Origin of the sequence: Arthrobacter sp. UCD-GKA (assembly GCF_001863355.1) — a bacterium.
Lineage (GTDB): Bacteria > Actinomycetota > Actinomycetes > Actinomycetales > Micrococcaceae > Paeniglutamicibacter.
Map to the genome: position 1 here is coordinate 408,450 of NZ_MOLR01000004.1, position 14,155 is coordinate 422,604.

11 protein-coding genes are annotated in these 14,155 nt (G+C 67.4%); 6 read left to right on the forward strand and 5 right to left on the reverse strand.

The genetic code is table 11. The features are described from left to right. Window positions 1-128: 128 nt before the first annotated feature. Entirely contained in the window at window positions 129-2,525 is a 2,397-nt protein-coding gene (gene ppsA / locus BLJ79_RS08195) for a phosphoenolpyruvate synthase (RefSeq protein WP_071214515.1), read from the forward strand. 57 nt (window positions 2,526-2,582) lie between these two features. On the opposite strand, the gene BLJ79_RS08200 is transcribed toward ppsA, so the two are convergent. The 3 genes from BLJ79_RS08200 to BLJ79_RS08210 are packed head-to-tail and all read right to left on the reverse strand — an operon-like array spanning window position 2,583 to window position 6,101. Then, window positions 2,583-3,362, reverse strand: a complete 780-nt coding sequence (locus BLJ79_RS08200) for an IclR family transcriptional regulator domain-containing protein (RefSeq protein ID WP_071214213.1) — start codon at window positions 3,360-3,362, stop codon at window positions 2,583-2,585. Between the two features lie 25 nt (window positions 3,363-3,387). Continuing rightward, on the reverse strand, window positions 3,388-5,229 hold the full coding sequence (locus BLJ79_RS08205; protein WP_071214214.1) for a bifunctional sugar phosphate isomerase/epimerase/4-hydroxyphenylpyruvate dioxygenase family protein: 1,842 nt from the start codon (window positions 5,227-5,229) through the stop codon (window positions 3,388-3,390). Continuing rightward, window positions 5,229-6,101 carry a shikimate dehydrogenase gene (locus BLJ79_RS08210; RefSeq protein ID WP_071214215.1) on the reverse strand — a complete coding sequence of 291 codons (873 nt, stop codon included), beginning with the start codon at window positions 6,099-6,101 and terminating at the stop codon, window positions 5,229-5,231. The genes BLJ79_RS08205 and BLJ79_RS08210 overlap by 1 nt, the downstream gene beginning before the upstream one ends. Before the next feature lie 155 nt (window positions 6,102-6,256). Here BLJ79_RS08210 and BLJ79_RS08215 point away from each other — a divergent pair, with 155 nt between their 5' ends. Next, window positions 6,257-7,618, forward strand: a complete 1,362-nt coding sequence (locus BLJ79_RS08215; protein WP_071214216.1) for an MFS transporter — start codon at window positions 6,257-6,259, stop codon at window positions 7,616-7,618. Between the two features lie 84 nt (window positions 7,619-7,702). Here the strand turns inward: BLJ79_RS08215 and BLJ79_RS08220 are convergent, their stop codons facing one another. Beyond that, complete coding sequence (locus BLJ79_RS08220; protein WP_071214217.1) at window positions 7,703-9,070, reverse strand: plasmid pRiA4b ORF-3 family protein; 1,368 nt, start codon at window positions 9,068-9,070, stop codon at window positions 7,703-7,705. Window positions 9,071-9,232: 162 nt separating this feature from the next. On the opposite strand from BLJ79_RS08220, the gene BLJ79_RS08225 reads away from it, so the two are divergent. Next, window positions 9,233-10,000 carry an AraC family transcriptional regulator gene (locus BLJ79_RS08225; protein ID WP_071214218.1) on the forward strand — a complete coding sequence of 256 codons (768 nt, stop codon included), beginning with the start codon at window positions 9,233-9,235 and terminating at the stop codon, window positions 9,998-10,000. Between the two features lie 17 nt (window positions 10,001-10,017). On the opposite strand, the gene BLJ79_RS08230 is transcribed toward BLJ79_RS08225, so the two are convergent. Then, window positions 10,018-10,551, reverse strand: a complete 534-nt coding sequence (locus tag BLJ79_RS08230; protein WP_083411111.1) for a VOC family protein — start codon at window positions 10,549-10,551, stop codon at window positions 10,018-10,020. A 210-nt stretch (window positions 10,552-10,761) separates the two neighbouring features. Between BLJ79_RS08230 and BLJ79_RS08235 the strand changes: the two genes are divergently transcribed. From BLJ79_RS08235 to BLJ79_RS08245, 3 genes are all read left to right on the forward strand, one after another. Next, window positions 10,762-12,000, forward strand: coding sequence for an MFS transporter (locus tag BLJ79_RS08235; protein WP_071214219.1), 1,239 nt, complete (start codon window positions 10,762-10,764; stop codon window positions 11,998-12,000). A 489-nt stretch (window positions 12,001-12,489) separates the two neighbouring features. Then, window positions 12,490-13,176 (forward strand): HD domain-containing protein, encoded by a 687-nt coding sequence (locus BLJ79_RS08240; RefSeq protein ID WP_083411113.1) that lies wholly within the window; start codon window positions 12,490-12,492, stop codon window positions 13,174-13,176. 104 nt (window positions 13,177-13,280) lie between these two features. Then, window positions 13,281-14,099, forward strand: a complete 819-nt coding sequence (locus BLJ79_RS08245; protein ID WP_071214220.1) for an IclR family transcriptional regulator — start codon at window positions 13,281-13,283, stop codon at window positions 14,097-14,099. The last annotated feature ends 56 nt before the right edge of the window (window positions 14,100-14,155 follow it).

The following is a 14,155-nucleotide window of genomic DNA, read 5'->3' on the forward strand; positions in this document are numbered from 1 at the left end:
TGCACATCACCTAGTAAGAAACCGCAGGAACCTGTCACAGTGGACAGGAACGTCCCCCCTGCCCGGCCATCGGCCGCGCACCGGAGGCAGCAGCACCGCATGTCAGCAATTGCAAAGGAGCAATGACCATGACAACAGACATCCTCTGGTTCTCGGAACTTGGACTCAAAGACCTGGACCGGGTGGGCGGCAAGAACGCGTCGCTCGGCGAGATGGTGCAGAACCTGAGAACGGCCGGGGTCCAGGTTCCCGACGGGTTCGCCACCACGGCCGAGGCCTACCGTGCCTTCCTGGCCGAATCCGGCCTCGACCGCAGGATCGTGGCGCGGATGGAAGGACTGGACACCGACGACGTCACAGCCTTGGCCGCCGCCGGCCAGGAGATCCGCGAGATGATGCGCCGGACGCCGTTCCTGCCGGAATTCGAGGCACAGATCCGCACCGCCTACCGGGAACTGGTGGACAAGCACGGCGGGTCGGCGGAGCTTTCCTGGGCCGTGCGTTCCAGCGCCACCGCCGAGGACCTTCCGGATGCCTCGTTTGCCGGGCAGCAGGAAACCTTCTTGAACATCCGGGGCATCGAAAACATCCTGCTGGCCATCAAGGACGTCTTCGCCTCCCTGTACAACGACCGCGCCATCGCCTACCGCGTGCACCACAAGTTCGAGCACGCCGAGGTCGCCCTTTCCGCCGGGATCCAGCGCATGGTGCGCTCGGATGTGGGGGCCTCGGGCGTCATGTTCACCATGGACACCGAATCCGGGTTCCAGGACGCCGTCTTCGTGACGTCCTCCTACGGGCTGGGCGAAGCGGTGGTGCAGGGGGCCGTGAACCCCGACGAGTTCTACGTGTACAAGCCGGCCCTGCGGGCCGGGCGCCCCGCAATCCTCAAGCGCGGGCTGGGCGAGAAGGCGCTGCAGATGACCTACACCGCCAGCGAGGAGGTAGGCCGCACCATCGACTTTGTGCCGGTGGAAGCCTCGCTGCGCAACCGTTTCAGCATCACCGACGCGGACGTTCAGACGCTCGCCCGCCACGCCCTGGCCATCGAGGAGCACTACGGCCGTCCCATGGACATCGAGTGGGGCAAGGACGGGATCGACGGGGAAATCTATGTCCTGCAGGCCCGCCCGGAGACCGTGCAGTCCCGCCGCGCCGCCGGCCGGCTCAGCCGCTTCCGCCTGAACGAGTCGGGCCGCGTGCTCGCCGAGGGCCGGGCCATCGGACAGCGCATCGGCGCGGGCCGGGTCCGCATCCTCACCTCCGTCGACCAGATGGCGGCCTTCACCACCGGCGACGTGCTGGTCGCCGACATGACGGACCCGGACTGGGAACCGATCATGAAGCGGGCCTCGGCCATCGTCACCAACCGCGGCGGGCGCACCTGCCACGCGGCGATCATCGCCCGCGAGCTGGGGATCCCCGCGGTGGTGGGCACCGGGAACGTCACCGAGGCCCTGGCCGACGGCATGGAGGTGACGGTCTCCTGCGCCGAGGGCGAGGCGGGCTTCATCTACGAGGGGCTGCTTGACTTCAGCCTCGCGGAAACCGAGATCGACACGCTCCCGCAGGCCCCGGTCAAGGTCATGATGAACGTCGGCACCCCGGAACAGGCCTTCACCTTTGCGCAGCTCCCCAACGACGGGGTGGGCCTGGCGCGGCTGGAATTCATCATCAACCGGCAGATCGGCATCCACCCCAAGGCCCTGCTCAACCTGGAAGACCAGCCGGCGGAGGTGGCCTCGGCCATCCACGAGCGGATTGCCGCCTACGACTCCCCGCGCGACTACTACGTCAAGCGCCTGGCCGAGGGCGTGGCAACCATCGCGGCGGCCTTCGCCCCCAAGCCGGTGATCGTGCGCATGTCCGACTTCAAGTCCAACGAGTACGCCAACCTGCTGGGCGGACCGGCCTACGAGCCGCACGAGGAAAACCCGATGCTCGGCTTCCGCGGTGCCTCCCGCTACCTGCATCCGTCCTTCCGGGACTGCTTCGACCTGGAATGCGAGGCCCTGTCCTTTGTCCGCAACGAGATGGGCCTGAGCAACGTCAAGCTGATGATTCCCTTCGTGCGCACCGTGGCCGAGGGCCGCGGGGTCATCGACCTGCTCGCGGAGAACGGGTTGCGCCGCGGCGAGAACGGGCTGGAAGTCATCATGATGTGCGAGCTGCCGTCCAACGCGCTGCTGGCCGACGAGTTCCTTGACCACTTCGACGGATTCTCCATCGGCTCCAACGACATGACCCAGCTGGTGCTGGGCCTGGACCGCGATTCCGCGGTGATCGCCGAGAGCTTCGACGAACGGAACCCGGCGGTCAAGAAGATCCTCGGCATGGCCATTGCCGCTGCCAAGGCGCGCGGCAAGTACGTGGGCATCTGCGGACAGGGGCCCAGCGACCACGCGGACTTCGCGCAGTGGCTGGTGGACGAGGGCATCGATTCGGTGTCGCTGAACCCTGACACCGTGGTTGACACCTGGCTGCGCCTGGCCGGCACGGCCGCGGAGGCGCCGGCACCGCGGTAGCGACTTCGGGCCTCGCCGCCGTCCGGCGGAACCAGGTCGGAGGCGAGGCCGGCGCCGCTAGTTCCTGGCCGCGGTGCGTCCGCCGAAGTCGTCGGCGATGTCCTGGGCGGTCCGGCGCATCAGCGGCAACATCTCCTCGGTGATCGAGGCGGAGCCGATGCGCCCGGGCTGCACCGAGACGTTCAGCGCGCCGAGCAGTTGCTTGCCGCGGTACACGGGGACCGCCAGCCCGCGCAGCCCCTCGTCAAGTTCCTGCGCGACCAGGGACCAGCCCTGGGCGCGCACGGTGTCGAGTTCCGCGCGCAGCTCGTCGATGCTCGCCACGGTCTTGGCGGTGTAGTGGGTGAGCCTGGCCTTGGAGAGGAACTCCTCGCGCGCCGCCTCTGGCAGCTCGGCGACCAGCACCCTGCCCATGGAGGTGGCCCAGGCCGGCAGCCGGTTGCCGATGGACACGTTCATCGAATGCAGGCGGGGATTGCTGATGCGCTCGACGTAGAGGATGTCCTGGTCGTCGAGCACGCACAGGGCCGTGGTCTCGGACAGCTCGACGGCCAGCTGCTGCAGGTGCGGGCGTGCCACCTGCGGCAGGGTCAGCCCGGAGAGGTAGGAGGCGCCGATGTCCAGCACCCGCGGGGTTTGCCGGTAGGCGTTGCCGTCGGTTTCCAGATACCCCAAATCCACCAGGGTCAGCAGGAAGCGGCGGGCCGCGGCGCGCGAGACCGAGATGGCCTCGGCCACCTGGGTGACGGTCAGCGCCTGGTGGCCGGCGTCGAACGCCAGCAGCACCGCCAGCGTCTTTTCCGCCGACTTCACGTAGTAGTCAGGCTGCTCGGCCATGGTCCACCATTCCCCTTGTTCTTCCCTAGTACGTCATCAGGCGGTTGCGCTCGAACTGCGCGGCAAGCCGCACCGGGGCGTTCGGTGCCCCGTAGCCGTCGTAGCCGCCGCGGCGCTGCACGACCTCGAGGAACATGGTGCCCACGGTTTCGGTGTAGAAATGCAGGAATTCGCCGTGCTCGTCGCGGTCGTAGAGCAGGTTCAGTTCCTGCAACTGCCCCAGCGTGGCCGCGTCCAGCCCGAAGCGTGCCGCCAGGTCCTCATAATAGTTGTTCGGCACGGCCAGGAACTCCATGCCGGCCCCCACCGCGCGGCGGGCCAAGGCGACGATGTCATCGGTGTGCACCGCGATGTGCTCGGGATAGCCCAGGGCGCGGTCGGTGGTGTTCTCCAACCCGTGCGGCACGATGTTCAGTGCCAGGCGCACGGCGCCGTCGTCGGTGCGCAGCACCTGGGAGCGGACCAGGCCCATGGGGCTGGGAACCTCGGTGCCCGGGCGGGCCTGGAGGTTCAGCGTGGAGGTGTAGAAGAGGACCGATTCGTCGAAGGCCTGCCAGGGCTGGGCGAGATTGACGTGGTCGATGCCCGTCACCAGTCCGGTGTCCGCGGGCTTGCTGCCGTTGCCGAATTCCGGGGCCCAGGCCGGCTCGGAGGAGGTGGTCCCGAAGAAAACCTCGGTCGCGTCCGGGGCGGTGAAGCCGTGCAGCGGCTGCTCGTCGCTGGTGTGGTGGCGCGGGACGGCCGGGGCCTTCAGCGCGGTGGCCCGCCGGGTGCCCAGGGCGGCGTCGGGGACCTGGATGCCGAAGCCGGAGACCTCCGCGGTGATCCCGCGGCTGCGCTGGGTGTTGATGATGATCCGGGCATCCCCGGCGCTCCAGAGGGTGACCGGCTTGCGGCGGTGCTGGCCGCGGAAGGTGAAGCCCAGCTGGGCCAGCATCCCGGCCACGGCCTCGGGGTCCTCGGTGCGGATCTCGGCGTAGTCGAAGCCGGAGGGCGCCTGGGCCCCGGGCAGCGCGGCGATCCCCAGCGGGTAGCCGGCCGCGCCGGCACCCAGCAGCGCGATGGCCCGGTCTTGCAGCCAGATCAGCGAGCGCATCCCGTCCACGGCGGTGCGCTCCACGTTGGACTGGCGGAAGACGTCGTTGAAGATCTCCAGCGAGACGATCCCGTCGTAGCCGGAGCGGACCAGGTGCCCCATGAACGCGTCGAGCTCGAAGCCGCCCTCGCCGGGGAACACCCGGTAGTGCCGCGACCAGGACAGCACATCCATGGACAGCACCGGGGCGTCGGCCAGCTGGACGAAGAAGATCTTCTCGGCCGGGATGTCCGCGATGCCCGCCGGGTCGTCCCCGCGCGAGAGGATGTGGAAGGAATCCAGGCAGAGCCCGACGTTGGGGTGGTCCACCAGTTCCACGATGCGCCAGGAGTGCAGGTAGGTGTTCACGTATTTGCCCCAGGCCAGGGCCTCGTAGGCGATCTTCACGCCGTAGCCGGCGGCGAGTTCGGCCAGGGCGCGGATCTGGGTGGCGAACAGTTCGTCGTCGTTGATGGTGGCGGTGCCGACGTTGGCGCACAGCAGGATGGTGTCGATGCCCAGGCGGTTCATGAGCCGGAACTTGGCCTCGGCGCGGGCCAGGTTTGCGGCCAGCGTTGCCGTATCGACCCCTTCGAAGTCGCGGAAGGGCTGGAAGAGGTCCAGGGTGAGCCCGAGCCGCTCGGCCAGGGCGCGCACCTCTTCGGGGGACATGGGCGAGACGGTGAGGTCTTGTTCGAAGATCTCGATGCCGTCGAAGCCGGCCTTGGCGCAGGCGAGCATCTTCTGCTCGAGGGTGCCGGAGATGCAGACGGTGGCGATGGAGGTGCGCATTAGAGACCAGCTTCCAGCATGTCGAGCAGATGCTTGCGCATCCGGGCGGTGTCCGGGGCGATCCCGGTGATGATGTTGAAGGCGTCGACGGCCTGGCCCACGGCCATGTGCCCGCCGTCGAGGGTGCGGCAGCCAAGGGCCTGGGCTGCACGGATCAGCTCGGTGTCCACGGGTCGGTAGACCACGTCGGCGACCCAGTGCCCGGGCGTGAGCCCGGCGACGTCGAGGGGCAGGCCGGGGTGGTGGTGCATGCCGATGGGGCTGGCGTTGAGCACGCCGTCCACGCGCGGCAGCAGCTCCGGGACGGTGTCAGGGGTGCAGGCCAGGATGGTGCGGTCCGGGAATTGCATGGACAGGGTCGCGGCGCGTTCGGCGGCGCGGGTGGCCTCGGGGTCCACCAGCAGCAGCTCCTTCACCCCGGAGTCCAGCAGCGCGTAGGCCACCGCGGAACCGGCACCGCCGACGCCCAGCTGCAGCACCGAATCAAGCTCGGCGCCGGGCAGGCCGTTGGCCAGGGCCCAGGCGAAACCGGAGGCGTCGGTGTTGAACCCGTGGAACTTGCCGTCCTTGATGACGACGGTGTTCACTGCGCCGATGGCGCGGGCCTCGTCGCTGATCTCGTCGAGGTGCTCGAGCACCAACTGCTTGCAGGGGTGTGTGATGTTGAAGGCGTTGAATCCCAGCATCGCCCCGGCGCGCAGCAGCTCCCCGACGTCCGCGCCCTCTTTGCCGATCTCGGTGAGGTCGATGGGCCGGTAGAGGTAGCGCAATCCGTGCGCGTCCGCCTCGGCCTCATGCATCGGCGGGGTCAACGATGGCAGGACCCCGTCCCCGATCAGGCCTACAAGGTACGACTGCGTGCTGGTGCTCATGAGTGTTCCAGTCCTTGAGATTTTTCGCGTGCGGATTGTCTTGAATGTGATTTAGCTCTACCCTAGTGGTTGTACGCAATTCGTACAACTGTACGCAATACGCACAATAGGCCGTTCGCCTCCCCCACAGCCCCAGTCTTACCTAGGAGTATCCGATGCCAAACACCGAGAACACACCGGCGCAATCCGCGCCCGGCACCGGGGGCAGGACGCCGGTCAAGGCCGCCCTGGCCAGCTTCATGGGCAGTGCCGTGGAATACTACGACTTCTTCATCTTCGGCTCCGCCGCCGCACTGATCTTCCCGCACGTGTTCTTCCCCGACGCCGGCGCCAATGCCGCGGTGATGTCGCTGGCGACCTTCGGCTTCGCCTACGTGGCCCGCCCCATCGGCGCGGTCATCCTGGGACACTTCGGCGACCGGATCGGCCGGCAGAAGGTCTTGATGTTCACCCTGGTGCTGATGGGAGCCGCCACCTTCGCCATCGGCTGCCTGCCCACCTTCGACCAGATCGGCTGGTGGGCCCCGGCACTGCTGGTGCTGGCGCGCCTGCTGCAGGGCCTCTCCGCCGCCGGCGAGCAGGCGGGAGCCTCCTCCCTGACCCTGGAACACGCACCGGATGACCGCCGCTCCTTCTTCACTTCCTGGACGCTGACCGGCACCCAGGGCGGCCAGATCCTCGCCGCGCTGATCTTCATTCCCGTGGTGGCCATGCCCGACGAGTTCAAGTTCGGCATCGGCTGGCGCATCCCGTTCTGGCTTTCGGCCGTGGTCGTCATCGTCACCTTCTTCATCCGCCGCTCGCTGCACGAGACCCCGGAGTTCGAAGAGGCCAAGAAGAACAACGAGATCGCCAAGCTGCCGCTGGGCGTGCTGATCCGCTTCCACTGGCGCGATGTGCTGCGCGTGGTCTTCTGCGCCTTCATCGCCGCGGTCTCCACCGTCTACGGCACCCTGGCCATTTCCTATGGCAAGCAAATCGGGCACATGGACGAGTCGGTCACCCTGTGGCTGGTGGTCGCCGGCAACGTCGGGGCGCTGTTCACCCAGCCGTTCTTCGGGAAGCTGGCCGATCGGATCGGCCGCAAGCCGGTGTTCATCTACGGCGCGCTGTCCTCGGCGGCCTTCATGCCGTTCTACCTGCGCTCGATGGAAACCAGCAACACCCTGTTGCAGTTCGCACTCTCGGTGCTGGTCTTCTCCTGCGCCTACGCCGCGGCCAACGCCGTCTGGCCCTCCTTCTACGCGGAGATGTTCTCCTCCCAGGTCCGCTTCTCCGGCCTGGCCATCGGCACCCAGCTCGGCTTCCTGATGGCGGGCTTCGCCCCGTCCATCGTTGCGGCACTGGGCGGCTTGCAGCCCGGCGGCTGGGTGGTCATCAGCTTCTTCACCCTGGCGATCGCGCTGATCGCCTCGGTCTCCGCGCTGACCGCCAAGGAAACCTACAAGGTGCCCACGCACCTTTTGGGCCGCACCGCGCACAAGGTGGAAAGCGCCTCCGGCGCCCACCTGCAGTAGCGCCGCGGCACACCGCACCCAAGGCCCCGGCGCCTCCCGATTTCGGGAGGCGCCGGGGCCTTGTCATGCCGGGGTTCAATTACCTCAGGAGCGCAGCACGGCCAGGGCGAAGGCCCGTTCGAGCCCGGGCGCGCGGCCCCTATTGCCGTTTTCCAGCACCGCCATGCGGAACGCCTTGGTGATGGCGTCGTACCTGTCCCCGAGCCTGTTGAAGTCGTCGTCCTCGATCGTGCGCCCGTCGTGGTGGACGTATTCCAGCAGCCGCATGCCCTCGTTGGTGCGCGCCGCGATGGCCTTGGATTCCGCGTCGCCCTCCCCGGCGGCAGCCAGCAGGGCCAGCATCGTCGCGTCGTAGGTGACCTTGTCCCGCACCGAATCCCGGGCACGTTTGGCCAGGTGCGCCCACAGCTTGGCCGGGTCCCGGGCCACGCGCAGCGCGGCGGGCGTGGCCACCAGCTTCTTGCCCTGGGCCTTGAGCAGGCCGACGTCCATGAGCATCAAGCGGAAATCATGGATGCCGTGCAGGTGCACCTCGGTCTTGCCGCCGAATTGCACGAAGTCCTCGTGCTCCCAGCCGATCCCCGCGATCACCTCCGGCAGCACGGATGGGGCCAGGTAGCCGGCCGCGGTCAGCGGCAGGCCCGCGCCCTCGCAGGCGTTGATCCACCACAGGATCGAGGCCATGGCCCGCGGTGCCTCCTCGGGCATTTCCGCCGTCGCCGGGTGTGCGAACACGTCGATTCCCAGGGTGTGGAGGAATTCGGCCAACACCATGCGGGCATGCACCGGGAGGGTGGAAAGCCACTTGCCGGTCGCGGTGGCTTCCGGAATCCCGCCGAGCAGCAGGCGCACCCGCAGGTTCGCGGCTCCCGCGTCGAAGGCCTCCGGATCCACGGGCGTGAAATAGCCGGCGTGGGCCCTGAACCAATCCACGATGTAGCTTCGGTCGGGGTTCGCCGAGGGGACCCGGGACAGCTTGAGCATCTCGTACCAGCTGCCCAGTCCCCCGCAGTCTTCCAGCGGGACGCGCAGGGCGCCGTCGAGCACGCGGGCCTCGGGAACCGCGGGGTCCAGCGGCCGGGAGGATTCCTCGGTGATCAGGTGCATCCAGCTGTCGCCCAGGTCGTACTCGTACCAGAGCGTGCCTCCGGAGCGGGCCAGCGCTTGGGTCAGGGTGGAGCCGGTTTCGTCCTCGCCCTCCAGCCCGTCCTCGATGCTGCTGGCCATCAGCCAGGTGGTCGGCTGCTCGCCCGCCGCAACCTGGCCGCGGATGAAGGGATTGCGGTCCATGTACAGGTGCAGGTGGGAGTTGGTCCAGCCCAGCGCACCCTGCAGGACCTCGTGGAAACGCTCCAACGTCATGGATCCGTCGACCTCGAGGCGCCGCCAGATGGCCGGTTCCGAGCCATGGAGTTGGATGTGCAGCGTGTGTTGGGTACGCAGGTTCTTCATGGTTCCAGTCTGGTGCATCGGGGGGCCAGCAGGGCTCCCCGGCGCCCTGTCCCCCGATTTTCCTGCGCCGAACCACGGCTTTCGCCGTGCCGGAGCGACATAATGGCTTCCATGGACACCCCGCGCGGACCGCTGCAGCCGACAGGTGAAGGAACGGCGCACGTGACCCGCCTCGAACCGTCCGATGCGCTGCGCGAGCTGGTGGTCCACTATTGGCTTCCCACCTGGCAGATCCCTGCCGGAGCCACCCACGAACAGCGCATCCTTTCCTACCCGGGCTGCAACCTGGCCATCGAGGACGGCGTCGGCACGCTCTATGGGCCTCTCACGCGGCTCTCGCTCAAGCGGCTGTCCGGCTCGGGCCGCGCATTCGGGGTGCTGTTGCGTCCGGGCACCGGTGCCCTGCTGTGCAACATTCCCCTTCCGGAGCTGGTGGACGGCTCGATCCCGGCCCTGGACTGCGGGCTGGATCGCGCCGGCGCCATCCACCAGGCCCTTTTCGCGGAGGGAACCACCGGGCACCGGCAGCGCCGCGCCATCGAAATCTTCGAGGACTGGCTGGTGGAACGGCTCCCGGAGGGCATGGACGACGAAGGACTGCTGCTGAACCGGATCTGCGCCGACATCGAGTCCACCCCGGGCATCGGGCGCGTGGCACAGCTGAGCGAGCGCTGGCAGATCGGCGAGCGGGCGTTGCAGCGGCTGGTGCACGCCCGCATGGGCGTCTCGCCGAAGTGGTTGTTGCAGCGCCGCCGGCTCCAGGAGGCCGCGGCGCTCATGGGCCGGGGCACCGGCCCGAACCTGGCTCGCCTGGCCCACGCGCTGGGCTATGCGGACCAGGCGCATTTCACCCGGGATTTCGCCGGCGTCACCGGGATGAGCCCGGGCGAGTACATCCGGCAGGTCCAGGCCGGGTCCGCCGGCAGCTGAGCCGCGCCGCGGTCCCGCTACGCGGTGCCCGTGGCGTTGAAGGTCTCCAGCCAGGCCGTGACCCGGCGCTCGGATTCCTCCCGGGACAGGTCTTCCACGCGGGTCATGACGTTCCAGCGCCGCCCGAACGCATCCACGAAGGTGGCGAAGCGGTCCCCGGAGACGAAGTCGGCGGGCTGCTCAACGGCGGTGGCGCCGCGTTCCAGCGCACGTGCGAAGACGGCGTCCACGTCCTGCACGTAGACCGCAAGGGAATTGTTGGTGTGCTGGGCGTCGGCCGCAACCAGCCCGTACCCCGGCTGCGGGTCCGAGAGCTGCAGGATTCCGTTGCCGAAGTCGAGCTCGGCATGCGAGACGGTGGGGCTGCCGTCCTCCTTCGGGGCACCTGGCATCACCGAGAGCACGGTGGCGCCGAAGACCTCGCGGTAGAACTCGATGGCTGCCTGCGCCGGCTCGACGACGATGAACGGCGTCAGCGCCGTGTAGCCGTGCGGCACCCCGTTGGTCGTGTGCTTGCCGGTTGCTGCCGTGGTTGTTGGTTCCATGGGCATGGTCTCTCACCTTTCAAAGGTCTGGACGGTTGCTTGTCGTTCCATTGAACCCCTCATGCAGGTCCGCGGTCTTGAAGGAATCCGACAGGGTTCCGTGCCTACTCGTATTCCGGATCGCTGTCCGCCCGCTGGCTCGCCACGACATATCTTCGTGTTCCGGACATTGACGTGGAAGAATCCGATCAACTGCCCAACGAAGGACCTGTTCCATTGACCTTGACCCAACCGAGTCTCCAACGCACCGCCAGCGGCAATGCCGCCTGGATCGTGGTGGTGGTTGCCGGCATCTCCGCCGCCCTGCATATCTGGAAACTGCCCGCGGCACTTCCAAGGATCCAGGAAGACATGGGCCTGTCCCTGCTTGCCGCCGGGGTGCTGCTGGGCATCGTGCAGGTGGCCGGCATGGTCGGCGGCCTGGCGGTGTCCCTGTTGGCCGAGGTCATCGGCGAGCGCCGGACCCTGCTGCTGGGATTGCTTTTCCTGAGTGCCGGGTCGATCTTTGGTGCCCTGTCCATCGGCGCGAACACCCTGCTGGCTTCGCGAGCCATCGAGGGCATCGGCTTCATTGTGGCCACCGTGGTGGGACCGGGCTTGATCCGCCGCCATGCACCGTTTCGCCGCGTCAACCTGGCCGTCGGCTGCTGGAGTGCCTACCAGGGCACCGCGACCTTCGTGGGATTGATCGCCAGCGCCTACTTCCTGCAGGTCGGCACGTGGCAGGCGTGGTGGTGGGTCATGGCCGCCGTCAGCCTGGTGCCGATCCCGCTGGTGCTGCGCATGGTTCCGAAGGACCAACCCGCGGGGGCCGGGGGTGCCAAGGCGGCCGCCGGACGCATCGGCATCACCGCCCGTTCGCCCAAGGTGTGGCTCGCAGGAGTTGTTTTCGGCTGCTACACCGTCCAGTGGATGGCCGTGGTGGGATTCCTGCCTACGCTCTACGGGGACAGCGGATTGAGCGGCACGCACGCCGGGGTGTTGTCGGCCGTTGTCGGCGGGCTCAACGGGGTCGGCGCCATCATCACCGGAATGCTGCTCCAGCGTGGCGCCCCGGCCCGCGCCCTGCTGTTCCTCTCCTTCGTGTTGATGGCCGCGGCCGGCCTGCTGACCTTTGCCGTTGACTGGTCGCCGGTTCCCGGCGGACTGGCCTGGCAGGTCGCTTGCGTCGGGTTCTTCTCGCTCTCCGGGGCCATGATCCCGGCAACCATGACCCGGATGGCGGTTGACCTGGCCCCGGAGGGCGGTTCGGCCCCGGCCGCCATGGGCTTGATGCAGCAGATCTACAACGTCGGCAACTTCACCGGCCCGATGATCGTGGCCTGGCTGGCCATGAGCACCGGCGGCTGGTCTTCGACCTGGTGGATGACCAGCGTCTTCGCCGTCCTGGGCATTGTCCTGTCCGCGGTTCTCGTCGGCCGACGCGGCAGCATGCATTTCTCGCACGCCCAGTAAGCGCGCACAACTGCAGTCACATGAAACGCGATGCCGTTGCCCATGGAATATCCAGAATGATTGCCTAGAGTCGTAGTTGCCACTTGAAGGTGCGAGTGATGAGAGCACCGGTCGGAAGAATCCCCCCATAATCTTCCGGCCGGTGCTCACCTCTTTAACGGTCATGTGGACTATGGACGCTCACCGACAGCGGTCCGGCTGCGCCGCGTGCCGGAGTCGCTCGAACAGTTCCTTCGGAACGCGGATGAGTTGGCCGTCCGTTGGCTCCGTCCGCGCAGACCGACGCCCCGGGAGACGTACCCCGTAGTCCCATTGGAGACGGTCGCAGCCGCCTGGGAAAGCCCCGTTCCCTGTTTGTCGGATCGAAGACCAGGATGAACATGCCGAGTCCGGGCACTCCATAATTCCCACGTCCGGCATTAATCAGTGATATCCACCGACGCGAAAACAACCCTTGGGAAAAACGGGTGCAGGTGCAAGTATGTGCCCATGATCAAAGTGCATCCACAGGCCAACCACTTCGGCCTGGACACCTCCAAGCACATCCCACCGCCGATGCCCGACCTTTTCGAGACCCATCCGCTTCTGGGTGAAATCTGGGGACGGGCCCGGTCCCTGCTGGCCGTGCGGGACAACGATGCCCATACCCTCCTATCCCTGTCCCTTGCCGCCTCGTTGCTCGATGCACGCCCACAGGCAGAACCGGGAGTGGTGCTGCCGGCCATGATGTTGCATGACATTGGCTGGTCCCAAGTCGAACCAGGCCTTGTGCTCGCCGCCATCGCCCCCGGCGGGGGGCGTCCGGAACTGGTCCTGCAGCACGAGAAGGAAGGTGCCCGTCTGTCCTCGGAGATCCTCGAGTCCCTCGGCGTGGATTCACTGGTGATCGAACAAGTCGCGACGATCATCGACGGGCACGACTCCCGCACCCATGCGCTGAACCCCGACGACGAAATCGTCAAGGACGCCGACAAGCTTTGGCGGCTGACCCCACATGGTCTCGACACCGTCATGGACTGGTTTGGGCTGCATCGCGGACAGGCCCTGCGCCTCTGCTCCTCACGGGTGCTTGGAAAGCTCTTCACTCCCGAAGCCACCGTCATGGCCCGTGGGTTGATCGCGCTGGAACAGGCGAACCTTTGGCCCCGAAGCCGGGAACTGCGCCCGGGCGCCTGAAGACACTCCCCCATTCCCATATCCGTTCGGCATCCTCGGCCGGTGCTCGCCTACACTCAAGGATGCACGGCGGATACGTGCAGCTGAAGGAAGGGGGCCCAACGATGGCCGGTGGAAACCGCGTGCCCGGAAGCACCGTGACTTCCAAGGTCCTTGCCATCATGGAAGTCTTTGAAACCTCGCGGCGGGCACTGAGCCTGACCGAAATCGCCGAAGCCTCGGGCGTGCCGCTGAGCACCACCCATCGTCTGGTGGGCGAGTTGGTCGATTGGGGCATGCTGAGCCGCGGGCCCAACGGCGGGATCCAACTGGGGCTGCGACTGTGGGCCATTGCCCAGAATGCGGGGCGCCAACTGCGCGACACCGCCCGCCCCTTCGTCCAGGACCTCTTCTCCCTGACCGGGGAGACCAGCCAGCTCGCCGTGCGGGACGGCAACATGGCCCTGTACATCGACCGGGTCTACGGCTCCAAGCGGGTGCCGCGCGCCTCGCGGGTCGGCGGACGGTTGCCGCTCCATGCCACCGCGGTGGGCAAGGTGATCCTCGCGTACTCCGAGGATTGGGTCACCGATGCCTATCTCGGGCGCCCGCTGGCCACGGTCACCGGGCACACCCACATCAATCCGACCCGCCTGCGTGCCGAGCTGGCCCAGGTGCGGGAACGGGGCTACGCCACGACCCAGGAGGAGGTCATCCTGGGCTCGTGCTCGATTGCCGTGCCCGTTTTCCACACCGGTCGCCTGGGTTGCTCGATCGGTCTGGTGGTCTCATCATCCAATGCCGGCACCATGACCAGGCACCTGCCCGTGCTCAGGGGTGTATCCCAGCGCATCGAGGCCGCAACGGCACACATCCCGCTGGAAACCCTCTTGGGCAGCGTCACCGGAGGCGCCCCGCTGCCGCCCATCGACCCCCAGCACTGAACTGTCTTCCACTGAGTGGGAAACTATCCACACGCTTTGCGTGTGTCGTGGGTAAC